The organism is Pseudomonas sp. H9, from assembly GCF_004353925.1.
In the GTDB taxonomy this organism is placed as follows: domain Bacteria; phylum Pseudomonadota; class Gammaproteobacteria; order Pseudomonadales; family Pseudomonadaceae; genus Aquipseudomonas.
The window spans coordinates 316,198-338,958 of record NZ_SMOK01000047.1 but is presented as its reverse complement, the minus strand read 5'-3'; the positions used below and the strand labels follow the sequence as shown (position 1 = coordinate 338,958).

The 22,761-nt window shown below is 59.8% G+C and carries 25 protein-coding genes; 18 read left to right on the top strand and 7 right to left on the bottom strand.

Annotation, left to right across the window (positions count from 1 at the left end; genetic code table 11):
• Positions 1-123: 123 nt before the first annotated feature.
• Together E1573_RS26385 and E1573_RS26380 are read left to right on the top strand one after the other, a co-directional pair.
• Positions 124-1,563, top strand: a complete 1,440-nt coding sequence (locus tag E1573_RS26385) for a sodium:alanine symporter family protein (RefSeq protein WP_133217469.1) — start codon at positions 124-126, stop codon at positions 1,561-1,563.
• A gap of 96 nt (positions 1,564-1,659) precedes the next feature.
• Positions 1,660-2,556 carry a LysR substrate-binding domain-containing protein gene (locus E1573_RS26380; protein WP_133217468.1) on the top strand — a complete coding sequence of 299 codons (897 nt, stop codon included), beginning with the start codon at positions 1,660-1,662 and terminating at the stop codon, positions 2,554-2,556.
• A gap of 1 nt (position 2,557) precedes the next feature.
• On the opposite strand, the gene E1573_RS26375 is transcribed toward E1573_RS26380, so the two are convergent.
• A complete protein-coding gene (locus tag E1573_RS26375) occupies positions 2,558-3,958 on the bottom strand; it encodes an amino acid permease (protein WP_133217467.1) in 1,401 nt (466 codons plus the stop codon).
• Between the two features lie 206 nt (positions 3,959-4,164).
• On the opposite strand from E1573_RS26375, the gene E1573_RS26370 reads away from it, so the two are divergent.
• Positions 4,165-4,968 (top strand): phytanoyl-CoA dioxygenase family protein, encoded by an 804-nt coding sequence (locus E1573_RS26370; RefSeq protein ID WP_133217466.1) that lies wholly within the window; start codon positions 4,165-4,167, stop codon positions 4,966-4,968.
• 89 nt (positions 4,969-5,057) lie between these two features.
• Here the strand turns inward: E1573_RS26370 and E1573_RS26365 are convergent, their stop codons facing one another.
• Complete coding sequence (locus tag E1573_RS26365) at positions 5,058-5,285, bottom strand: YdcH family protein (RefSeq protein WP_133217465.1); 228 nt, start codon at positions 5,283-5,285, stop codon at positions 5,058-5,060.
• Between the two features lie 115 nt (positions 5,286-5,400).
• Here E1573_RS26365 and E1573_RS26360 point away from each other — a divergent pair, with 115 nt between their 5' ends.
• From E1573_RS26360 to E1573_RS26340, 5 genes are all read left to right on the top strand, one after another.
• Positions 5,401-5,766, top strand: a complete 366-nt coding sequence (locus tag E1573_RS26360) for a 5-carboxymethyl-2-hydroxymuconate Delta-isomerase (protein ID WP_133217464.1) — start codon at positions 5,401-5,403, stop codon at positions 5,764-5,766.
• Between the two features lie 169 nt (positions 5,767-5,935).
• Entirely contained in the window at positions 5,936-7,573 is a 1,638-nt protein-coding gene (locus tag E1573_RS26355) for a phosphoethanolamine transferase (protein ID WP_133217526.1), read from the top strand.
• 95 nt (positions 7,574-7,668) lie between these two features.
• Positions 7,669-8,802, top strand: coding sequence for a ribonuclease D (rnd, locus tag E1573_RS26350; protein WP_133217463.1), 1,134 nt, complete (start codon positions 7,669-7,671; stop codon positions 8,800-8,802).
• Positions 8,799-9,092: a YcgL domain-containing protein gene (locus E1573_RS26345; RefSeq protein WP_133217462.1), complete on the top strand. Its 294-nt coding sequence runs from the start codon at positions 8,799-8,801 to the stop codon at positions 9,090-9,092. Before rnd ends, E1573_RS26345 begins: the two co-directional genes overlap by 4 nt.
• A gap of 78 nt (positions 9,093-9,170) precedes the next feature.
• Positions 9,171-10,103 (top strand): D-2-hydroxyacid dehydrogenase, encoded by a 933-nt coding sequence (locus E1573_RS26340; RefSeq protein ID WP_133217461.1) that lies wholly within the window; start codon positions 9,171-9,173, stop codon positions 10,101-10,103.
• Positions 10,104-10,172: 69 nt separating this feature from the next.
• Here the strand turns inward: E1573_RS26340 and E1573_RS26335 are convergent, their stop codons facing one another.
• Positions 10,173-10,766: a nitroreductase family protein gene (locus E1573_RS26335; RefSeq protein ID WP_133217460.1), complete on the bottom strand. Its 594-nt coding sequence runs from the start codon at positions 10,764-10,766 to the stop codon at positions 10,173-10,175.
• 155 nt (positions 10,767-10,921) lie between these two features.
• Here E1573_RS26335 and E1573_RS26330 point away from each other — a divergent pair, with 155 nt between their 5' ends.
• Together E1573_RS26330 and E1573_RS26325 are read left to right on the top strand one after the other, a co-directional pair.
• Entirely contained in the window at positions 10,922-11,371 is a 450-nt protein-coding gene (locus E1573_RS26330; protein WP_133217459.1) for a YcgN family cysteine cluster protein, read from the top strand.
• A 54-nt stretch (positions 11,372-11,425) separates the two neighbouring features.
• Positions 11,426-12,640 carry a hypothetical protein gene (locus E1573_RS26325; RefSeq protein WP_133217525.1) on the top strand — a complete coding sequence of 405 codons (1,215 nt, stop codon included), beginning with the start codon at positions 11,426-11,428 and terminating at the stop codon, positions 12,638-12,640.
• Here E1573_RS26325 and E1573_RS26320 read toward each other — a convergent pair whose 3' ends face one another.
• The gene (locus E1573_RS26320) at positions 12,641-13,111 is read right to left on the bottom strand and encodes an RNA methyltransferase (RefSeq protein WP_038613734.1); all 471 of its coding nucleotides are present in this window, start codon (positions 13,109-13,111) and stop codon (positions 12,641-12,643) included. It abuts the gene before it with no gap.
• A 72-nt stretch (positions 13,112-13,183) separates the two neighbouring features.
• Positions 13,184-13,555, bottom strand: coding sequence for a YajD family HNH nuclease (locus tag E1573_RS26315; RefSeq protein WP_133217458.1), 372 nt, complete (start codon positions 13,553-13,555; stop codon positions 13,184-13,186).
• A 126-nt stretch (positions 13,556-13,681) separates the two neighbouring features.
• On the opposite strand from E1573_RS26315, the gene E1573_RS26310 reads away from it, so the two are divergent.
• Positions 13,682-13,960 carry a hypothetical protein gene (locus tag E1573_RS26310; protein ID WP_133217457.1) on the top strand — a complete coding sequence of 93 codons (279 nt, stop codon included), beginning with the start codon at positions 13,682-13,684 and terminating at the stop codon, positions 13,958-13,960.
• A gap of 90 nt (positions 13,961-14,050) precedes the next feature.
• Here E1573_RS26310 and E1573_RS26305 read toward each other — a convergent pair whose 3' ends face one another.
• The gene (locus E1573_RS26305; protein ID WP_133217456.1) at positions 14,051-16,102 is read right to left on the bottom strand and encodes a S9 family peptidase; all 2,052 of its coding nucleotides are present in this window, start codon (positions 16,100-16,102) and stop codon (positions 14,051-14,053) included.
• An 84-nt stretch (positions 16,103-16,186) separates the two neighbouring features.
• Between E1573_RS26305 and E1573_RS26300 the strand changes: the two genes are divergently transcribed.
• From E1573_RS26300 to E1573_RS26290, 3 genes are read left to right on the top strand one after another with little or no spacing between them, the layout of a single operon-like run.
• Positions 16,187-16,675, top strand: a complete 489-nt coding sequence (locus E1573_RS26300; protein ID WP_133217455.1) for an MFS transporter — start codon at positions 16,187-16,189, stop codon at positions 16,673-16,675.
• Positions 16,676-16,698: 23 nt separating this feature from the next.
• Complete coding sequence (locus E1573_RS26295) at positions 16,699-17,472, top strand: class II glutamine amidotransferase (RefSeq protein ID WP_133217454.1); 774 nt, start codon at positions 16,699-16,701, stop codon at positions 17,470-17,472.
• Between the two features lie 10 nt (positions 17,473-17,482).
• The gene (locus tag E1573_RS26290; protein ID WP_133217453.1) at positions 17,483-18,004 is read left to right on the top strand and encodes a DUF2937 family protein; all 522 of its coding nucleotides are present in this window, start codon (positions 17,483-17,485) and stop codon (positions 18,002-18,004) included.
• Here E1573_RS26290 and E1573_RS26285 read toward each other — a convergent pair.
• Positions 18,001-18,912 (bottom strand): LysR family transcriptional regulator, encoded by a 912-nt coding sequence (locus tag E1573_RS26285; RefSeq protein ID WP_133217452.1) that lies wholly within the window; start codon positions 18,910-18,912, stop codon positions 18,001-18,003. The genes E1573_RS26290 and E1573_RS26285 overlap by 4 nt on opposite strands.
• Before the next feature lie 142 nt (positions 18,913-19,054).
• Between E1573_RS26285 and E1573_RS26280 the strand changes: the two genes are divergently transcribed.
• Genes E1573_RS26280 through E1573_RS26265 form a run of 4 tightly spaced genes read left to right on the top strand, consistent with a single transcriptional unit; the run spans position 19,055 to position 22,737 of the window.
• Positions 19,055-20,341: an MFS transporter gene (locus tag E1573_RS26280; protein WP_133217451.1), complete on the top strand. Its 1,287-nt coding sequence runs from the start codon at positions 19,055-19,057 to the stop codon at positions 20,339-20,341.
• Between the two features lie 25 nt (positions 20,342-20,366).
• Positions 20,367-21,119 carry a 5-oxoprolinase subunit PxpA gene (locus tag E1573_RS26275; protein WP_133217450.1) on the top strand — a complete coding sequence of 251 codons (753 nt, stop codon included), beginning with the start codon at positions 20,367-20,369 and terminating at the stop codon, positions 21,117-21,119.
• Positions 21,116-21,820: a 5-oxoprolinase subunit PxpB gene (gene pxpB, locus E1573_RS26270; protein WP_133217449.1), complete on the top strand. Its 705-nt coding sequence runs from the start codon at positions 21,116-21,118 to the stop codon at positions 21,818-21,820. The genes E1573_RS26275 and pxpB overlap by 4 nt, the downstream gene beginning before the upstream one ends.
• Positions 21,817-22,737: a biotin-dependent carboxyltransferase family protein gene (locus E1573_RS26265; protein WP_133217448.1), complete on the top strand. Its 921-nt coding sequence runs from the start codon at positions 21,817-21,819 to the stop codon at positions 22,735-22,737. The genes pxpB and E1573_RS26265 overlap by 4 nt, the downstream gene beginning before the upstream one ends.
• Positions 22,738-22,761 lie beyond the last annotated feature (24 nt).

Here is a 22,761-nt window from a genome sequence, read left to right as displayed (position 1 = left end):
TGGGCGTCTCCCGTTGTGACAGGCCTTCCACATTGAAAAAGGCACGGATCGTCTGCTGACGCCGGTGCTTTACAGACTGAGCAGGGCCTTTTACCGGCCCTGCGCTTGATTTGGGAACAGACAATGACCGCCGTGATCAACGCACTCAATACCTTCTTCTGGGGGTATGTCCTGATCTATGGCCTGCTGGCTGCAGGTATCTACTTCACAGTTCGTTTGGGCTTTATTCAGTTTCGCCATTTGCCCGAGTTCTTCCGCTCGGTACTGCGCGCTCCGGCCAATGATGCGAGTGGCATCACGCCGTTCCAGGCGTTGTGTACCAGCCTGGCGTCGCGGGTCGGCACCGGTAACCTTGCGGGTGTAGCCGTAGCCATTACCCTCGGTGGACCGGGTGCAGTGTTCTGGATGTGGGTGGTGGCTTCGTTAGGTATGGCAACTGCCTATGCCGAAAGCACCCTGGCGCAGTTGTACAAAGTACGCAACAGCAATGGGGAATATCGTGGTGGCCCGGCGTTCTACATCGCCAGAGGATTAAACGCGCCTTGGGCTGCGGTGATCTTTTCGGTGTGCTTGATCATCGCTTTTGGCCTGGTGTTTGGTGCGGTGCAAGCCAACTCCATTGCCGATGCGACCCTGGGCGCGTTTGGCGTGCCCAAGCTGACCACCGGTGTGGTTGTGGCCGTGCTGGCCGGGTTGGTGATTTTCGGCGGCATCAAGAAGATCGCGCGTATTGCTGAGTGGATCGTGCCGTTCATGGCCGGAGCTTACTTGCTGGTAGCGGTCTATGTGATTATCACCAATATCAGTGAAGTGCCTGGGGTGCTGATGCTGATTGTCAAAAGTGCCTTCGGCTTGGAGTCGGCGGTCGGCGGTGTAGCCGGGGCGTTGCTTAACGGCGTCAAGCGCGGATTGTTCTCCAACGAGGCGGGCATGGGTTCGGCGCCGAACATTGCGGCTGTGGCAACCCCCAATCCGCATCACCCATCTTCGCAAGGGTTCGTGCAAGCGCTGGGCGTGTTCATCGATACCTTGCTGATCTGTACTGCTACCGCTGTCATGATTCTGCTGTCCGGCGTTGTGCCAGGGCCTGAGATGACCGGCACGCCACTGACGCAAGCGGCCATGAACGAGCACATCGGCTGGGCTGGGCAGTATTTCATTGCCATCGCGATTTTCTTCTTTGCCTTTACCTCCATCATTGGTAACTACACCTACGCCGAAAACGCCATGGTGTACCTGAAACTGAACACGCGCCTGGGCCTGACTGTGCTGCGCAGTGCTGCGTTGTTGATGGTGGTCTGGGGCGCTTACGAAAGTGTGGCCACCGTGTTCGATGCAGCTGATGCGGCAATGGGCCTGATGGCGACCATCAACCTGATTGCCATCTGCTTGCTGTCGGGTGTGGTGATCAAGCTGACCCGCGATTACTTCGCCCAGAACGCGGTGGGTACGCCGGAATTCAACGCCAAGGATTACCCGGAGCTTGAGGGGAAGATCGATGCAGAGATCTGGGGCAGTGCCCAAGGCAATGAGCCTCCGGCGGAGGCGGTGAAGGATCGGTAATCCGCTGATCGCGGGGCAAGCCCGCTCCCACAGGCACAGGCTTTTGTGGGAGCGGGCTTGCCCCGCGAATGTCCAACCTGCTGTCGGGGCTTTGCGATGATTGGCTTTACCTTGCGTCAGTTGGAGTACTTCGTAGCCGCCGCCGAGCAAGGTAGCGTCAGCGCTGCGGCGCGTGCCAAACACATCTCTCAGCCATCGGTGTCGCTGGCGTTGTCGCAGTTGGAAGCGACTCTGGGTGAAAAGCTCTTTCACCGTCAGGTCAGCCGTGGCCTGGAACTGACACCGGCCGGGCGCAAACTGCTGGAGCAGGCGCGCGACATGCTCAACCTGGCGACTGCCATCAGCGGTAACAGCCAGGAGCAGGCGCCGGTGCGTGGAGCCTTGAGCCTGATCTGTTTCCAGGACCTCGGCCCGTATTACGCACCACGTTTGTTGAGCGGCTTTCGTCAGCGTCATCCAGACGTCACCATCACCCTGTTCGAAGCCGACCTGGCCGAAGTCAATCGCCGCCTGAGCGACGGCAAGGCAGAGCTGGCGCTGACTTACGATGTGGGGCTCGACTCGCCGATTGAAAAACGCGTGCTGGCGCAGTTGGCGCCTTATGCGTTACTGCCGGCCGATCATCCGTTGGCATTGCAAGAGAAGGTTTCGCTGGTCGATCTGGCTGGCGAATGCCTGATTCTCGAAGACATCGCCAGAACCCGGGAGTACTTCCTGTCGCTGTTCTGGGCTCACGACTTACAGCCGGCAACGACGCAGTTGACCCAAACCTTCGAGATGCAGCGTGGGCTGGTCGCCCATGGTTATGGCGTGGCGTTGTCGTGCACGCGACCGGTGGGGGATTGCAGCTATGACGGCAAACCACTGGCCTGTCGGCCGTTGCTCGAAAGCGTAAGCCCACAGCCAGTGGTGTTGGCCCAGTCCAGTGCCATGCGCCCGTCTGCTGCGGCGCAGGCATTTCTCGACTGGGCAAGCGAGCAGTTTGCGGTGTGACTCAGCTTGCCGGATCAGCTGCAGGCAGCAGTGCTTTGCCTTTGCGTGCAATGCACATCCAGTAGCCCACCGACAGCAGCACCAACCAACCGATGCCAACGTACAGGGCCATGCGGGTATCGGGGAACCAGGCCAGCACACCGAAGATGAACAGCATGAACAGTGCCGCGCAGGCAGGGCCTACTGGCCAGAAGGGCACTGGGAAGTGCAGTTTGGCCACTTCGTCAGTACTCATGCCACGGCGCATGACCATTTGCGACAGCAAGATCATCAACCACACCCAGACAATCGAGAAAGTCACCACCGCTGCGAGGATCAAGAACAGGTTCTGGGGCGCCAGGTAATTGAGCAACACACCGAACAGCAGCGCGATCGCCATCACCACCACGGTCATCCACGGTACGCCAAAGCGCGACAGGCGCGAGAAACCGGCCGGTGCCTGACCGTTCTGGGCCATGCCGTACATCATGCGCCCAGCACTGAATATATCGCTGTTGATCGCCGACACTGCCGCCGAAATCACCACGATGTTCAACAAAGTGGCCGCCGATTCGATGCCCAGGCCGCTGAAGATTTGCACGAAGGGGCTGCCTTCGCTGCCGATGCGGGTCCAGGGGTAGATCGACATCAGCACGAACAAGGTGAACACGTAGAACAACAGAATGCGCAGTGGCACCGAGTTGATGGCTTTCGGAATGACGCGTTGCGGGTCTTTGGCTTCACCAGCGGTGATGCCGATCATCTCGACCCCACCGAAGGCAAACATCACCACCGTGAACGAGGCAATCATGCCGCTCAAGCCATTGGGGAAGAAACCACCGTTGCTCCACAGGTTGCTGACCGTGGCCAGTGTCTCGCCAGAGCCACCCAACTGGATGCCGAACATCAGCACGGCGGCCCCAGCCAGAATCATCGACACAATCGCGGTAACCTTCAGCAGCGACAGCCAGAATTCCATCTCGCCGAACACTTTGACGCTGCATAGATTCAAGGCGCCGATGAAAAACACGATGCCCAGTACCCAGATCCAGCGTGGCGTCTCTGGGAACCAGAAGCCCATGTAAACACCGAAGGCGGTGACGTCTGCCAGGCACACCACCAGCATGGAGAAGGCATAACTCCAGCCGGTTAAAAAGCCTGGAAAGCGTCCCAGGTACTGACTTGCATATTGGCCGAAGGAACCTGATACCGGATTGCGCACAGCCATCTCGCCCAAGGCGCGCATCATCATGTAAATGGCCGCACCACCAATCAAGTAAGCCAGCAGTACCGAAGGCCCTGCCAGTTTGATCGCCGAGGCGGAGCCATAGAAAAGCCCGGTACCAATCGCAGAACCGAGTGCCATAAAGCGGATATGACGGGTGCTCAAACCCCGCCGCAGGACGGTGTTGTTATCGTTCATCCCAGGTAACTCCTCATTGTTCTTATTGTTCAGTGGCAAGGCGCCGAAGGAGACAGGCAGGGCTATTAACCGGCCAATTGCCGGGCCTGACAATAAGGGTGGCCATACAGAATGCTGATAGTGGTGAATAGGCAAAGTGTCGTTTACCGGGCAAAGGCCGGCGTCCAATACTTTTGTTCACTACAACAAGAGAGGACTGCCCCCCGATGAAAGCCGATATCGAACAGTTTCAACGTGATGGAGCCATCGTATTACGCGGCGTTTTCAGCGATTGGATCGAGCGTTTGCGCGAAGGCTTCGAACAGAACCTGGCCGCGCCCAGCGCCTTTGCCATCGAGAACGTCGGTAGCGGGGAAGGCGGGCGTTTCTTTGAAGACTACTGCAACTGGCAGCGTATTCCGGCATTCACCGACTTTGTGCTCAATTCTCCGGCGGCGGCGATTGCCGGTGAGCTGATGCAATCGCGTGAAGTGCAGGTGTTCCATGAACATATTCTGGTCAAGGAGCCTGGCACCTCCAAGCCGACGCCCTGGCACCAGGATTTGCCTTACTACTGTGTCGATGGCTTGCAGACGGCCAGTTACTGGATTCCGCTGGATCCGGTGACTCGCCACAACACCTTGAGTGTGGTGCTGGGTTCGCATCGCTGGCCCAAGCCGGTGCGGCCGAAAAGTTGGGCCAGTAACAAGGATTTTTACGGTGCGACGGATGCCGGCTCCGGTGAAAGCGTGTTCATGGACATGCCAGACGTGGAGAACGGCGAGTATGAGATTCTCTCGCCTGAGCTTGAACCGGGTGATGCGGTGGTCTTCGATTTCCGTACCGTACACGGCGCGGCTGGTAATACCGGTGGCAACCGTCGGCGAGCGTTTTCAACACGCTTTATGGGTGATGACGTGCGTTACATTCAGCGACCGGGTCGTACCTCGCCGCCATTTCCGGGAATCGGCCTGAACACCGGTGACCGGATGCGTGAAGACTGGTTCCCGGTGGTCTGGGCCAGGTCGTAAGCCATTGTGGGAGCGGACTTGCCCCGCGACGCGGTGTGCCAGACAAACCGTGTCGCGGGGCAAGCCCGCTCCTACAGAGAACAGGGGTGTCAGGGTTTTACGTGGGCGACAATCTCGTCTTTGATCAGCAAGCGTTTTTTTCGCAGCACCGTAATCTCATCATCACTGGCACTGCTTGATTCTGCCTTGAGTACTTCGGCATCGATGGTGTTGTACTTGTCACACAACTCGCTCAACCGTGAGTCGGATTTCTTCTTGGCGTCGAACGCATCCTTGGTGATGCCCAGGTCTGCGAGTAGATCGTGCTTGGCCGGCATTTCTTCACCTCTCGGGGTTTGGGGTGGAAGTCGTGAACTATGAGAATAGCCGTGTTTGTCGGGTTTCGTGGTTGAGGTAGTCTGTTGCAACATTTCTGAGCCCAAGGCCCCTGCAATGCCTCATCTACACGTGGAATACAGTGAAAACCTGCCTGCACTGAACGTCGAGCGCCTGCTGTTACGCCTGAACCATGCCTTGGTTGGCAGCGGTCAATTTGCCGATGAACTGGATATCAAAAGCCGCGCCGTGGCGTTGGCCAGTTACCGGGTGGGCACGGCGATGAGCGAGCGGGCTTTTGCCCATATCAAACTGGCGATCCTCAGTGGCCGTTCTCCTGAAGTGAAGCGGCAATTGTCGGCCAGCCTGTTGGCGGTGCTCAACGAGGAGGTTCCAGGCACAGCGGGGGTGGATATTCAGCTGTGTGTCGAGGTGCTGGATATTGATCGGGATGCTTATTCGAAACTGCACTTGCCTGGTTAGTGTTGTAGGCATAACTAATGTGAAAAAAATGTAATGAAGAAATAGGCGTCAGCCCACTAAATGTTGGCGTCTTTTTCACAAAAAATTGATGCAAGTCTAATTAACGTTCGCTGGGTAAAAGAAGTGTGCCGCAACGGTGCGCTCAACGAATAATTACCAAGCGAGCATCATCTTGAAGATCAAACCACTGCGGGCCGAATGGGTTACGTTGTTTGCCAGTTTGTATCTGCTGGTTGCGTATAACTCGGTACTTTGGAATCACTTGTCTGGCATTGTCGAGCCCGGTTTCTCAGGCCTTTTGCTACGCTTGGCATTTGCTGTGCTGATCTTCTGCGCCTTCAACCTGGTGTTGACCTTTGTAGCGTTCCGTCGAGTGCTCAAGCCGGTATTGGTGGTGTTGTTTGTAGCCGGTGCTGGTGCTGCTTACTTCATGAATCAATACGGTGTTTTGATAGATGTGGGTATGTTGCGCAATACCGCCGAGACTAACCCGGCTGAAGTGCGTGATTTGCTCTCTCTGAAACTGGGTATCTATGTTTTATTATTAGGTGTTGTTCCGTCTTTTTTGCTCTATAAGGCACCGATTAACTTTCGCGTATGGCACCGCGAATTACTCGGTAAATTGATTGCCAGTGTTGCCTGTATCGCCTTACTTGGTGCGGTGGCATTGCTCAATTACCAGGGCCTGGCTTCGCTGTTTCGCAACCACCATGAGATTCGCCTGATGTTGGTGCCGAGTAACGTGGTGGGTGCCTCAATTGGTTATGTCGGTGAACAGCTTGGCACTGCGGCCAAGCCCTTTACCAAGATCGGTGAAGACGCCCAACGTGACCCGGCCTGGCAGCAGCACACACGTAAGTCACTCACCGTGCTGGTGGTGGGCGAGAGTGCCCGGGCACAGAACTTCGGGTTGTTGGGCTACAGCCGTGACACCACACCGCAATTGAGCAAAGAACAAGGCCTGATCGCATTCAGTGATGTTCACTCCTGTGGCACTGAAACAGCAGTATCGGTGCCCTGCATGTTCTCGGGTTTCACCCGCAAGGATTATCAGGCCAGCAAAGCCAGGAGTCAGGAAGGGCTGCTGGATGTGTTGCAGCATGCGGGCTTGAGTGTTCACTGGCGTGACAATCAATCAGGCTGCAAGGGCACTTGCGACCGTGTGCAATTTGAAGATGTCAGTAATACAAAGGATTCGGCGCTGTGTACCAACAGCGAGTGTCATGACGAGATCTTGCTGCAAGGCCTGGCCTCGATGATTGATAACCTGCAACAAGACACGGTGTTGGTTCTGCACCAGATGGGCAGCCACGGCCCGGAATACTTCAAGCGCTATCCGATGCAATATGAGCGCTTCACCCCCGTGTGCCCGAGCAATGCGCTGAACCAGTGCAGTGAGCAAAGTATTATCAATGCCTACGACAACACCCTGGTTTATACCGACCATGTGCTGGCCTCGCTGATTGATATCCTGCGCAGCAAGCAGGACAAGGTCGACACCGCCATGCTGTACCTCTCTGACCACGGCGAGTCGTTGGGTGAGTACAACCTGTTCCTGCATGGCACGCCGTATATGCTGGCGCCGGAGCAACAGAAACACGTTCCGATGCTGGCATGGTTCTCCGACAGCTATCGCCAGGAGTTCGGGGTCGACACTGATTGTTTGAACCTGGTCCGTGACAAACCGCTGAGCCAGGACAACCTGTTCCATTCCATGCTCGGCCTGTTGCAGGTGCGTACAGCGGTCTACGATCAACAATTAGACATGTTCGCCCGTTGCCGGCCGACGTTAGCAAAGCGGGCCTGAACCGCGCTGCGAGGTGGTTGAGAGCGTCTCCCACAGATTTACCGGCAACGGCCTACGCCGTATATACTGCGCGCCATTGTTTGTGGGAGAGCCTTGTGGCCATCGATATTCACTGGATTTGCGACGACAGCAGCCTGGCCGAACACTGCCTGCAATGGCGCCAACTGCCCTTCGTGGCCGTCGACACCGAGTTCATGCGGGTTGAAACCTTTTATCCGATTGCCGGGTTGATCCAGATCGGCGACGGAGCGCGTGCTTTCCTGATCGACCCCCTTCGCATCGGCAACTGGCAGCCATTGGCTGAGTTGCTGGAAGACACTCAGGTGATCAAGGTGCTGCACGCCTGCAGCGAAGACCTTGAAGTCTTGTCGCGCCTGACTGGTAGTTTGCCAGCGCCGCTGTTCGACACACAGTTGGCTGCCGGCTACCTGAACCTGGGCTTCTCCATGGGCTATTCGCGCCTGGTTCAGGAAGTGCTCGGTATCGAGCTGCCCAAGGGTGAAACCCGTTCTGACTGGCTGCAGCGCCCACTGTCGGAAACTCAGGTCAGTTACGCGGCAGAAGATGCCGTGCACCTGGCCGAGCTTTACGAACGCCTGCGTCCGCAACTGTCGGACGATAAAAACGCCTGGGTGCTCGAAGATGGCGCCGAACTGGTCGCTCAGTTGCGTCGGGAAACCGATCCCTACGAGCTGTACCGTGACGCCAAGCTGGCCTGGAAGCTCTCCCGTGCGCAGTTGGCGGTGTTGCGTGAATTGTGCGCCTGGCGTGAGCGCGAAGCCCGTTCCCGCAACCTGCCGCGCAACCGGATCCTGCGCGAAAACGCCTTGTGGCCGATGGCCAGAACCCAGCCGGACTCTTTGTCAGCGCTGGCGAAAATCGAAGACATGCACCCGCGTACCATTCGTCAGGACGGTGAGTTCCTGTTGGAACTGATCAAGCAGGCCGCCAGTCTGCCACCAGCACAATGGCCACCGGCTGTGCCCGAGCCGCTGCCGATTGAAGCCTCGGCTGTGCTCAAACAACTGCGTGCCATTGGTCAAGCCGAGGCCGAGCGCCTGGGCATTGCGCCTGAGCTGATGCTGCGCAAGAAGATCCTTGAGTCGCTGCTCAAGAGTGGTTATCCCTCTGGGCCTTATCAACTACCCGATTCGTTGCGCGGCTGGCGCCGTGAACGTATGGGGCAAGCGCTGCTCGACTGCCTGGACAGCGCTGGAGAACCGCAATGAAACGCATCTGCTCGATCTATAAGAGCCCCCGCAAGAACGAAATGTACCTTTACGTGCTCAAGGCTGACGGCCTGGAGCGCGTACCAGAAGGGTTGCTGCCATTTTTCGGCAAGCCCGTGCATGCCTTTGATCTGGTCCTCACCCCTGAGCGCCAACTGGCCCGTGAAGACATCACCAAGGTGCTGGAAAACCTTGAGCAGCAGGGTTACCACCTGCAAATGCCGCCAGCCGAGGACGAGTACATCGAGCACCTGCCCGAAGAGCTGCTGCGTCGCAACGACCCGGTCTAAGCCCGGCCTGCTTGCTGTGATACCGTCAGGGCTTTGCCTCTGGCGGCCTTCAGTGTTTCTGCCAAGGTTGTAAACAACATGCGTGTTTTGATCGCTGAACAGGATCATGCTCTTTACGCTCGCCTGCTGCGCGAGGCCGCCCCGGACCTGGAAGTGCTTACCAGTGGAGATTCGGCCGAGCTGGCTGATCAGGCGGCTCAATGTCCGGTGTGGCTGGGCCAGCCCGATTTGCTGGCAACTTTGTTGCGCCAAGGTCACCAGCCACAATGGCTGCAATCGACCTGGGCCGGAATCACCCCGCTGCTGGCTAAAGGCTTGCAGCGTGACTACCGGCTGACCCGTGCGGTCGGCATCTTCGGCCAGGTCATGGCCGAGTATGTGCTGACCTATATGCTCGGACACGAGCGCGAGGTGTTAGCCCGTCTGGTCAGCCAAGTCGAGCGCAAGTGGGATGGCCGTCTTGGGCGTAGCCTGGAAGGGCGCCGAGTGTTGATTGTCGGCACCGGCGACATCGGCCAAAGCGTTGCCGAGTTTCTGCTGCCGTTTGGCGTCAAGCTGTACGGTATCGCCAGCGAGGCCCGTGAGCAGGCGCCGTTTATCGAAGTAGCGGCGCTCAGCGAGTTGGGGCGTCTGGTAGGCGAAGTCGATTACGTGGTCAACCTGTTGCCGGATACACCAGCCACGCATGACCTGTACGATGCGGCGCTGTTTGCCCGCTTCAACCCTGAAGCGTTGTTTATCAACGCTGGGCGCGGTGTTGCCGTGGTAGACGGTGACTTGGTCGAGGCCCTGAAGCTTGGCCATTTGGCGGGAGCGGTGATTGATGTCTGCCGTCAGGAGCCGTTGCCGGCGCGCCATCCGTTCTGGACTGCCTTGGGGTTACTGTTGACCGGGCACAGTTCGGCACCGACTTCGCCAGCGGCGATGGTACGGCTGTTTGTCGAGAATCTGCGGGCGTACGAGACGGGGCAGGGGTTGCGTGGGGAAGTGGACTTTCAGCGGGGTTATTAGCTGAAAGCATCGCGGGGCAAGCCCGCTCCCACAGGTTTTTGTGGGAGCGGGCTTGCCCCGCGATCAATTTTACAAGGTGAAGTCACCCTCAGCCGCCAGTTCGCTCAGCGAACGGCGTGGGCTAGGCACTTCACGGGCCTGCAGGGCTTCTGCCAGGCTGGCTTTGTCGCCCAGTTTGCCTACGGCGACGACGGCATGCAGGGCATAGCCTTCAGGAATTTTCAGCTCTTTGCGTGTCAGTTCCTGGTCGAAGCCCGCCATGCCATGGGTGTGCCAGCCACTGATACTCGCTTGCAAGGCCAGGTGGCCCCAGGCAGAACCGGTGTCGAAGGTGTGCCACAGGGCCGGCTTTTCCTCGCTGGAACCAGGGGCAGCGAAAGTGGTCTTGGAGATCACGATCACCAGCGCCGAGGCGTGTTGCGCCCAGCTGCGGTTGAACTCATTGAGCAGGCCCAGGTAGCGCTCCCAGTTCGGCGTGTCGCGGCGTGCATAGAGGAAGCGCCATGGCTGCGAGTTGTACGCAGACGGCGCCCAGCGCGCGGCTTCAAGGAAACTCAGCAGGGTGGCTTCGCTGATCGGCTCGGCCGTGAAGGCGCGTGGCGACCAGCGCTGGATGAACTGATCGTCGATGGCATGGTCGGCAACGCGAGGGTTAGCACTCATGGTGAGTTCCTGAACGGTTGAAAAGGGGTAAGCAATCGTCGGCCAAACTACTGTGTCGTGTCGGCCCTGACAAGCGGTCTGGCATTGACGCAAGACTCGCCCTAGACTGGCGCCGCCGCACTGCGGCGCCTCTTTTGAAACAGGACACCCGTTACATGATTGCCAGCGCCGATTCCTTCTGGAAGCGTAAAACCCTCGAACAGCTCGACCGTCAGGAATGGGAGTCGCTGTGCGATGGCTGTGGCCTGTGCTGCCTGCAAAAACTGGAAGATGAAGACGACAACAGCGTCTATTACACGCGTATCGCCTGCAAACTGCTGGACCTGAAAACCTGCCAGTGCAGCGACTACCCGAATCGACTCAAGGTGGTACCCGACTGCATCCAGCTGACGCCGGGCAAGGCGGATCAGTTCAAATGGCTGCCGACCACCTGCGGTTACCGCCTGATCAGCGAAGGCAAGGATCTGCCTGACTGGCACCATTTGGTGTGTGGCGACCGCAAACAGGTACACAAACAGCGTATTTCCCAGTCCGGGCGCATGTTGAGCGAGAACAGCGTCGACGAAGACGACTGGGAAGACTATCTGATTTTTCGCGCCGGCTGAGTCGCTCTGACTCGCTGGAAATCGCGTTGGGGAACAAGGAGTTTCTGTATGCGTGTGCAGTGCCATTGGCTATTGGCTCTGGGCCTGTTGGCCAGTTCGTCGGCCTGGGCAAAGAAGGTCAATCTGGATTATCACGTCCGTCTGCTACCTGAAAGCCAGCAGGCTGAGGTCCGTGTGACCCTGGCTGAAGGCTCGGCGGTGCGCAGCCTGGATTTCGATCTGGGCAAGCAGCGTGCTTACAGCGACTTTAAAGCCGACGGTCAATGGCAGGTGCAGGACGATGGCTTGCGTGGGCAGTGGCACCCCTCACCGGGCAAGAGCCAGCTGAGCTACCGTGTGCATTTGGCGCATCCCCTGAGTAACGGCAGCTACGAAACCCGGATCACCCCTGAGTGGGCGCTGTTTCGCGGTGATGAGCTGGTTCCCCCGGCGCACCTCGATCAGCAAGATGGCACCGAATTAATCGCCCGCCTGAGTTTCGAACTGCCCAGCGGCTGGAAGAGCGTCGAGACGCCCTGGCCCCGGATTGGCAAACAACGATTTCGTATCGACAACGTCTCGCGCTTGTTCGACCGACCCACTGGCTGGATGGTCGCTGGCACCATCGGCACCCGACGTGCGCGCCTGGGCGAGACTGAGGTCAGTGTGGCCGCCCCCCAAGGGCAGGGTATGCGCCGGCTGGATAACCTGACCCTGCTGACTTTCGTCTGGCCGCAATTGCAGGCCGTGTTCCCGCGCAATCCGCCGAAACTGCTGCTGGTTGGTGCGCGGGATCAACTCTGGCGTGGCACGCGGGCCGGTCACCACTCGATCTACCTGCACAGTAGTCGGCCACTGGTCAGTGAAAACGGTTCAAGCCCGTTGTTGCGGGAACTGGTGCATGTGTTTGCCCAGATCAATGATCGTCAGGCCAGTGACTGGATCGGCGAAAGCATCAATGAGTATTACGCCATTGAATTGCTGCGCCGTGCGGGGGGCGTCTCTGAAGATCGGTACCAGGCGCTGCTGGCTGCTCTTGAGCGCCGCAGCGCCAAGGTCAGCAGTTTGCGCGGCGATCAAGTTGACAGTGCAGTGACCGCGCGCGGGGTATTGCTGTTGCAGGCGCTGGACCGGGAAATCCGCCTGCACTCTCACAACCAGCGCTCACTGGACGACGTTACCCGAGCGCTGATGCGCCTGAGCACGGTGAGCACCGAAGAGTTTATCCAGCTCAGCGAAAACGTGCTGGGGCGCCAGTCGGAAGTGCTGTCGAGCAAACTGTTGCGCTGATTATTTGAACTTTGGCCCGGAACGCGTGTTCAGGCCCTTGGCCAGGCGGTCGTAGAGCACCACGTTGACGGTGGCCGCAAGGTTCATGCACCCCTGAGTCGGGATGTAGATGGTTTCTTCGCACCAGGCTCGGACGCTTGGGTCGAGGGAGCCATCTTCGGGGCCAAAGATGTAAATGGCGCGGTCTGGGTGGGTGTATTCAGGCAGCGGCCGGGCGCCGTCGACCAACTCCACCGCCACTGGGGTGCACCCCAGGGGAATGATTTTTTGCAGATCGTCGATGCCGATCAGCGGAATGTCGTAGTGCACGCGCTTGGTGTCGGTGACGAAGTCGCGCGCACGTTCATAGCGCTTACCGGTGTAGAACACCGAGTTGACGCCATAGCAACCCGCAGCGCGCATCACTGAACCGACGTTCTCCGCTGACTTGGGGTTGAACAGACCAATGCAGCTATACCGTTTGTTCGCCACGTGCCGGGGCCCTTCGCAAAAAAGAACGCGATTATACGGGCTTGCCGGCCAGCGTGGGGCAGGGGATTTTGCTCAGTCTTTTTTCAGCAGGCTGGCCAGCCCGGCGAACGGGTTGTGTGTGGCCTTGGCGGTGGTCGGGCTGCTGGTGGAGCCTTCGCTGAAGTACTGCTGGTCGGTATAGCGCGAGTGTTCGTTGTCGTGGCAGTACAGGCACAGCAGCTCCCAGTTGGAGCCATCCTGGGGGTTGTTGTCGTGGTTGTGGTCACGGTGGTGCACGGTCAACTCGCTCAGGCGCTTGCCGGAGAACTCACGGGCGCAACGGCCGCAGACATGCGGGTACATTTTCAGGGCTTTGTCGCGATAGCCCATCTCCTTGTCGCGCTTGGCGTCGGCGAGGATACGGTCGAGCCGTGCGGTGGCGGCGGCAGAGGATGAGGAACTCATGGGATTACCTTTTATCGGGCTTGTTACGGTTATACCGTGAAGTTTAGCGTGCTGGTGGTCTGTTCGGACAGGCAAAGCGCTGTGCTTGAGAGTAGCCTGTCAGAAGGTGTTTCAAGGAGACTGCGCATGCGCTGCCCGACCACTGCCATCCTGTTCCTGGCCTGCCTGCAACCGGCGCTGGCCGCTGACTTGCAGCCGCGACCGATTGCGCCGGTACCGGGAGCACCGGGGACCGCGACACCGACACCGTACCCGCAGATCACCCCCAGCAGCATTCCGCGTGCGGGTGATGCGCGTCCGGGCTCACCACTGCTGCCACAAATCAAAGTGCCGGCCCCGCCCAGAGACGAGCCTTTGCCGGGGCTGACGCCGCAGGACAGCAAAAGCAAAGCCACTTCAGACTAGTTTCAGCTTCTGTGGGAGCGGGCTTGCCCCGCGATGCGATATGACAGATAAACCGCAATCGCGGGGCAAGCCCGCTCCTACTGTGCGGTGTTATGCGATACCGAGCACTTTGAAGACGAAACTGTATTCCAGCGCTACATCCCGCAGGCCCTGATAGCGCCCGCTCATGCCGCCGTGCCCGGCATCCATTTCGGTTTTGAGCAGCAGCAGGTTGTTGTCGGTCTTGGTGACCCGCAACCGGGCTACCCATTTGGCCGCCTCCCAGTACTGCACACGGCTGTCGTTGTAGCCCGCCACCACCAGCAAGGCCGGGTAGGCCTGGGCCTTGACGTTCTCGTAAGGAGCATAAGCCTTGATCCGCGCATACACGTCGGGATCTTCCGGGTTGCCCCACTCGTCATACTCGGTCACGGTCAGCGGCAGGTCTGGATCGAGCATGGTGTTGAGCACATCGACAAACGGCACTTCGGCAATGGCTGCCTTGAACAGTTCAGGGCGTTGGTTGAGCACTGCGCCGATTAACAGGCCGCCAGCGCTGCCGCCGCTGATGACCAACTGGTCGGCGCGGGTCACGCCTTGCGCGATCAGGTGTTCAGCGCAAGCGATGAAGTCGCTGAAGGTGTTGTGTTTGTGTTCCTGCTTGCCCGCGCGGTACCAGGCTTCGCCCAGCTCACCACCGCCGCGTACATGGGCAATGGCAAAGGCCACGCCGCGTTCGAGCAAGCTCAGGCGGGCATGGGAAAACCACGGGTCGAGGCTTTCGCCGTAGGCGCCATAACCATAAAGATAGAGCGGCACGGGCTTGCCCAGGTCACTGCGCCGCTGCACCAGGCTGATCGGTACCTGAGTGCCGTCACTGGCCGTGGCCCACAGGCGCTGGCTGACGTAGGCGTCCGGGTCGAAGGGGCCCAGTACCGGGGTTTCCTTGAGTACCTGCTGGGCGCCATCGGCCAGCTCCAGCTGACGTACTTGCGCAGGGCGGTTCAGGGCCTGATAGCGCAAACGGATGCGCGTGCTGGCAAACTCCAGGCTGTCCTGCACGTACAGGCTGTAGGCGGCATCGGGCAATTCCACCCGGTACGGCGCCAGCCCTTGTGGGTGCACCTCGATGATCGGCAAACCGCCTTCACGCAGGCTCAGGCTCAGGGCACTGGCGTTCAGGCTTACACCTTCAAGCATCACTGTGTCGCGGTGCGGTACCAGCAGTTGCCACTGCGCACGGGTCGGGACTTGTTCGCTGTCGGCCTGGTACAGGGCGAAGTTGATGCCATCCTGGTTGGTACGGATGAACCAGCGCCATTGGCCGTCGAGCTGACCGTGGTCGGGGAAGTATTCGTGGCCTTCTTCACGGGCGGCCAGGCAGGTGAAGGCGTTGTCCGGCTGTTCAGCGTCGAGCACCCAGGCCTCGCTGGTGGTCTTGCTGTTGAGCAGCAGGATCAATTGACGTTCGGAGCTGGCGCGGTAGCAATGCAGGAAGAAGCGCCCGTCGGTTTCCTCGAAAACCAGTTCGCAGCCTTCGCGGCCGAGGCGATGACGCAACAATTTGTGTGGGCGGTGGGTGTCGTCCAGGGTGGCGAAGAACAGCGTCTGGCTGTCGTTGGCCCATGTCATGCTGCCGTCGCACTCCTCGAACGGCAGTTGCTCGATGGCGCCGCTGGTCAGGTCTTTGACGTACAGGGTGTAGACCTCATCGCCGCTGGTGTCGAGGCTGTAGGCCAGGCGCTGGTGGTCGGGGCTGACATTGAAGGCACCGAGTGAGAGAAAACCACCGTTGGCCAGTTGATTGGGGTCTAGCAGCAGCTCTTCCTGGCTTTCATCGACGTCATTCGAGTCGTCTGCCGGGCGCGGGCAGCGGTAATGACGCGGGTACTCTTCGCCGGCAGTGGTGCGGCTGTAGTACAGGTAAGGGCCCCAGGGCGACGGTAGCGACAGGTCGGTTTCCAGGATCCGCCCTTTGATCTCTTCGAACAGTTGTTCACGCAACTCGGCCTGGTCGGCCAGTTGCGCTTGCTGATAGGTGTTCTCGGCGTTCAGGTAGTCGATGACTTGCGGGCTGTCGCGTTCCTGAAGCCAAGCATAGGGATCAGCGCCTTCGGCCTTGTGGGCAATCGGGGCGAGGAGGGCGGTGGCGTCTGCGGACATGCGGTGATCTCTTGGCTGGGGGGCGCCTGCGCGCTGAAATGTGTTTATCATAAGCGTCTATTTGCCTAGCTTGCCACGGACACCATGACCGAGAACGACTATCTGCTCGCCTGGGGCCTCTACGCCCTGGCCGCCCTGGGTTGCCTGGCGGTGGGCTTTCGCCTGACCCGCTGGATGTGGCGCTGGTTGCGTGAACCGCTACGGGTACTGATGGCAGTCTTGCTGTTTACCCCGACCATCATCGACCCGGTCAAAGACAAGTTCGCCCCTGCTATTGCCATTACCGCGCTCGACCTGCTGTTCAAGGTCGGCAACAACGCCTTGCGCGCCGCCGCTGACCTGGCCATGTACGGCATGATCGCCTTTGCCTTGTATGGCCTCTTCGTGGTGCTGCGTTGGCCGCTGGAAAAACGTGCCAAAGCGCGCCGCGAACAGGCCGAGGCTGCCGCCCAGCGTGACAACGAGCACGCCGTGGCCGGCGAATCCTTCGGCGCTGACAGCCGCGACCGCTATCGCGACCCGCCTCCTGCGTCGCAGGGTGGCAACCGTCCGCGGGTTGAGCCGCGCTTGTAGTTTTTGCTCGGGAGCAGCCAAGCATGTGTGAACTATTGGGCATGAGTGCCAACGTGCCGACCGACATTGTCTTCAGCTTCACCGGGCTGATGCAGCGTGGCGGACGCACCGGGCCGCACCGTGATGGCTGGGGTATCGGCTTCTATGAGGGCCGCGGCCTGCGCCTGTTTCAGGATCCGGCGGCCAGCTGTGAGTCGGAAGTGGCCAACCTGGTGCAGCGTTATCCGATCAAGAGTGAAGTGGTGATCGGCCACATTCGCCAAGCCAATGTCGGCAAAGTCTGCCTGTCGAACACCCACCCCTTTGTGCGTGAACTGTGGGGGCGCAACTGGTGTTTTGCCCACAACGGTCAGCTGGGCGAGTTCAAGGGCCAGGCCAGCTTCTACCGGCCGATTGGTGACACCGACAGCGAAGCGGCGTTTTGCGACCTGCTCAACCGCGTGCGTGAGGCCTTCCCCGAGCCGGTGGCGGTTGAAGAACTGCTACCGGTGTTGGTTGAGGCCTGTGCCGAGTACCGTGCAAAGGGCGTGTTCAATTGTCTGCTCAGCGATGGTGACTGGCTGTTTTGCTTCTGCTCGACCAAGCTGGTGCATATCACCCGTCGGGCGCCGTTCGGGCCGGCGCGCCTTAAGGATGTCGACATGATCGTCGACTTTCAGGCCGAAACCACACCCAATGACGTGGTCACGGTGATCGCCACCGAAGCGTTGACCGAGAACGAAACCTGGCAGCGCTACGAGCCGGGCCAGTGGGCGTTGTGGCGCCGTGGTGAGTGCATCGCTCAAGGACAACGCTAAGGAATAGCCCATGTTCAGAAGTTACCTGCGGTTGCTGCTGTTCACCTTCGGGTTGTTGGTAGGGGTGCAGGTACCGGGCCTGATCAATGACTATGGTCAGCGGGTCGAGGCGCATCTGCTGGAATCCCGTGAGGGCCTGAAAGGTTTCGAGGCTACTGCCCGACGCTTCTTCAACGGTGACCTGCAGGCGTTGGTGCGCCATTACCGCAGTAGCGACGATCCGGTGTTCAACAGCGACGCCAACAGCATTGAAAGCCTGTTGATCCGCAATCGCCTGTTCGAGCGCGAATGGCAGATCCTTCAGGGGCCCTGGTGGCAGCGCACCTGGCATGTGTTGGTGAATGCCGACAGCCAGCTGCGTGAAGAAACCCTCAAGGGGTACAACTACCAGATTCTGCTTGCCCCCGAGGCCCTGGCCTGGGGCTTGAGTTGTGCGCTGTTGCTGGCCCTGCTGGTGGAAAGCCTGCTGTTGCTGGTTGCCTGGGTGGTGTTGGGCGGGCGGCGTAAACCGGTAGCCGAGAGCTGGCGCTAAACCAGCCTGATGCGCTCAGGCCCGGCGTTGGCGGCGTATCGTTCAAGCACGTTGCGACACAGCGCCACCACTTCATCGACCAGCTCGACCCCGGTCTGCCAGGCCACCACCAGTTCCAGGCTTGGCGGTTGCTGGGGCAATGGCAGCAGGGTCAGTTCACCCCGGGCCAGTTCTTCGCTGACCAGCGCTGGCGGCAGGGCACCGATGCCGAAACCGTCGCGCAGCAAGCGGGTAATCGCGGCCACCGAATTCACACAGTTCAAACGCGGCGCACTGACGCCTTCGGCCTGTAGCAGGCTGAGGACTTCCTGGTGCGGTCGGGAGTTTTTTGAAAAAGTTACGATGCGCTCGCGCGCCAGCTCGGACAGCGAAGCGTAATCGCGGTTGTAGATCGACTGGCTGGCGACAATCCAGCCCATGGGGTAGCGCGCCAAGTCGAGGCTGCGGATCGATTCCTGGCGCAGCAGATCGGTTTGCAGAATTACATCAAGAAAGCCTTTTTGCAGCTGTTCGCGCAAGTTGAGCGCGGTATCGGCGACTAGTTCGATTTCAACCTGCGGGTAGCGCTCCATCAATTCCGAGACCAACGGGCTCATCCAGGTGTGGATGACCGTGTCCATCACCCCCAGGCGCACACGCCCGACCTTGGCGCGGTCGCTGTCCAGCGATTGCTTGAGCGCCTTGGCGGTGTCGAGCATCTGCTCAGCGTATTCCAGCACCTTGCTGCCCTCAGGTGTCAGGCTCACCCCGCGTGAATCGCGCAGCAGCAGCTTGACCCCAAGGTCGGCTTCCAGCGCGGCGATACGGCTGGAGATCGACGCTTGGGTGGTAAAGAGCTTTTCGGCGGTCAGGCGAAAACTCTTGAGCCGGGCGACCCAGACGAAGGTTTCGAGGAACTTGAGGTTCATGGCACGCTCACTGATCAATTTTTTCTTATCCCAGACCGCTGGTTTTTCTCGTTGGACGGCAATCGGCGCCCATCGAAAAATGACAGTCAGGTTGCGACAAAGATCGCCGCCTTTAAAACAATACCAACAAGCTGAGGCAACCATGAACCCATCGGGCGTGCAGCAACAGGTCGAATCCAGGTCAGTGGCCGGTCCCTTTGACTGGTACCGCAATATCAACAAGCAGGAACGACGGACCTTCTGGAGCTGCAAGATCGGCTACGGCCTCGATGGCATGGACACCCAGATGCTCAGCTTCGTCATCCCCACCTTGATCATGCTGTGGGGCATCACCACCGCTGAAGCGGGCTTGATTCACACCAGCACCCTGATTGCCTCGGCGCTGGGTGGCTGGATCGCCGGCATCCTCTCCGACCGCATCGGCCGCGTACGCACGCTGCAACTGACGGTGCTGTGGTTTGCGTTTTTCACCTTCCTTTGTGGCTTTGCCCAGAACTACGAGCAACTGCTGATCGCGCGTACCTTGATGGGCTTTGGCTTCGGCGGTGAATGGACCGCAGGCGCTGTGCTGATCGGTGAAGTCATTCGCGCCAAGGACCGCGGCAAGGCCGTGGGTATGGTGCAGTCGGGCTGGGCCATTGGTTGGGGCCTGACCGCGATTCTGTACGCCGTGTTGTTCTCCTTGTTGCCGCCCGAAGATGCCTGGCGCGCCCTGTTCCTGCTGGGCATTGTGCCAGCGGTGTTTGTGATCTTCGTTCGTCGTCTGGTTAAAGACCCGGAAATCTACCAACAGACCAAGGCCGCGGAAAAAACCGAAGCGCCGTCGCATTTCTACGAGATTTTCGCACCGGGCATGCTGTTCACCACAATCCGTGCCTCGCTGCTGACCACCGGTGCCCTGGGTGGTTACTACGCGATCACCTCCTGGTTGCCGACCTTCCTCAAGAACGAGCGTGGCTTGAGCGTGCTGGGTACGGGTGGTTACCTGGCCATGGTCATCGTCGGTTCTTACGTCGGCTACGTGATCAGTGCCTACCTCACCGACCTGCTGGGTCGTAAAAAGAACTTCATTCTGTTCGCCGTGGGCTCGTTCATCATCGTCTTGCTGTACACCCAGATGCAGGTAAGCAACGGCGTGATGCTGTGGCTCGGCTTCCCGTTGGGCTTCTTCGCCTCGGGTATTTTCAGCGGCATGGGGTCATTTCTCACCGAATTGTTCCCAACCCGTATTCGCGGTTCAGGGCAGGGCTTTTGCTACAACATTGGCCGTGCACTGGCAGCATTCTTCCCGCTGCTGATCGGTATGCTCAGCCAGAAAATTCCCCTGGGCCTGGGTATCGGTGCATTTGCCGCAGTGTCGTACGGGGTGGTAATTCTGGCAGCGTTGAGCTTGCCGGAAACCCGCGGCAAAGAACTTGAAGCCCACTGAGGCCGAGCCTGAAGGAGTCACAGACGTGAGCCGCCTATTACTGAATTGCGATATGGGTGAGAGTTTCGGCAGCTGGACCATGGGCCTGGACGCCCAGGTCATGCCCTTTGTCGATTGTGCCAATATCGCCTGCGGTTTCCATGCCGGCGACCCGGGCATCATGCGCAAGACCGTGGCCCTGGCCACGGCCAACCAAGTGCGCATCGGTGCTCATCCGGCCTATCAGGACCTGGCGGGTTTCGGCCGCCGCTCCATGGCCTGCAGTGCCGAGGAAATTCGTGACCTGCTGCATTACCAGATCGGTGCGCTGGACGGCATCTGCCGCACCCAGGGCACCCGTGTGGCCTACGTCAAACCCCATGGCGCGTTGTACAACGACATGATGGCCGAGCCGTTGAAGCTGCGGGCAGTGCTCGAAGCGGTGGCCAGCTACGACCGGCAGATGCCGTTGATGCTCATGGCGACGGCGGATAACAGCGCTGCGCAGGCGTTGGGCGATGAATACGGCGTGACCTTGTGGTTCGAGGCGTTTGCCGATCGTGCCTACAATGCGGCTGGTCGTCTGGTGTCTCGGCGCCTGCCGGGTGCGGTGCATCATGACCCGGCACGTATTGTCGATCAGGCCTTGCGTCTGGCCCGGGGCGAGCCTTTGATCGCCGCAGACGGCAGTGAGCTGTACCTGCAGGCACAGACGCTGTGCGTGCACGGAGATAACGAAAGTTCGGTGGCAGCAGTTCAGCAGATTCGTCAGGCCCTTGATGCGCTGGTGGCGTCATGAACTACCGCATTGAGACGGTGGCCATCGACTGCCTGATGGTGCGCCTGTTCGACGCCATTGATGAGGCCAACATGCCGTGGATGCTGGCTGTCAGTCAGCGTCTGCGGGTGGTGCTCGGCGAGCGGCTGATTGATCTGGTGCCGTCGTACACCACGGTGATGGTGCATTTCGACTTGCTGCACCTGTCGCCGGAGCAAGCCCGGGTACTGGTTCGCGAAGCGCTGGAGAATCTGCAGCCAGACAATGGCAGCGGTGGGCGGCAGCACGAAGTGCCGGTGTGGTACGACCTGAGTGTCGGCCCGGAGCTGAGCCTGCTGGCCGAGCGCTGTCGCACCTCGGTGGCCGATATTGTCCGTCGCCACAGCGAACGTGAGTATCAGGTATTTGCCCTCGGTTTTGCTCCCGGCTTTGCCTTTATGGGGTTGGTGGAAGAAGCCTTGGCCACGCCTCGTCTGGCCACCCCACGTAAGCGCGTGGCGGCAGGTAGCGTGGGCATTGCCGAGCGCCAGACGGCCGCATACCCGGCCGTGTCGCCTGGTGGCTGGAACCTGATTGGCCGTACACCGAGCAAACTGTTCGACCGCGAGCGTGACGGTTACAGCTTGCTGCAGCCGGGCGATCGGGTGCGCTTCGTTGCGGTGGATCACGCTACCTTCATCAACCTGGGCGGCGACGATACTCCGCTGGAGGCTTCGGCATGAGCCGCTTGTCGATTGAGGCCAGCACCCCGCTGTGCCTGTTGCAGGACGCTGGACGCTTTGGTGTACGCCACTTGGGCGTGACTCAGGGCGGGGCGCTGGACTGGGTCTCGATGCGCTGGGCCAACTGGTTGCTGGGCAACCCTGCCGATGCGGCGGTGGTGGAAGTCACCCTCGGTGGTTTCAGCCTGGTCGCTGAACAAGATTGCTGCCTGGCCCTGGCGGGGGCTGATCTGGATGCGCGCATTGACGGTGAACCACTCAAGCCTTGGGGCAGTTTTACCCTCAAGCAAGGTCAGCGTTTGCGCCTGAATCAACCGTTGCAGGGCGCGCGCGCTTACCTGGCGGCGCCGGGTGGTTTCGATGCGCCGCAGGTGTTGGGCAGTTGTGCCAGCGTGGTGCGTGAGGAGCTGGGTGGCCTTGATGGTCTGGGTTCAGCCTTGGCCAAAGGCCAGGAACTGGCGTATCACGGGGTCGCCCCAGCCTTGAAGGCAGTGCCCGACGCCTTGCGGCCAGACCTGAGCGACAACAGCCCGCTCGACCTGGTGCTGGGTGCGCAGATCGGCGACTTCAGCGGTACCAGCCTATTTGAAGCGTTCAACCGTGACTGGACCCTCGACAGCCGTGCCGACCGCATGGGCATGCGTTTGCTGGGGCCGGCTTTGCAGTATCAGGGCGCGCCGATGATTTCCGAGGGAATTCCCTTGGGGGCGGTGCAGGTGCCGCCGGACGGGCAGCCGATTGTATTGCTCAATGATCGCCAGACCATTGGCGGCTATCCGCGCCTGGGAGCGTTGACGCCACTGGCCTTGGCCAGGCTGGCGCAGTTGTTACCGGGAAGTGTGGTCAGGTTCAGGCCGGTGGTGCAGGAACTGGCTTGGCAACAACAGCGGGATTTTTTGCTGCAGTTTGAAGACTGAGTCGCAGTCCGGTGGGAGCGGGCT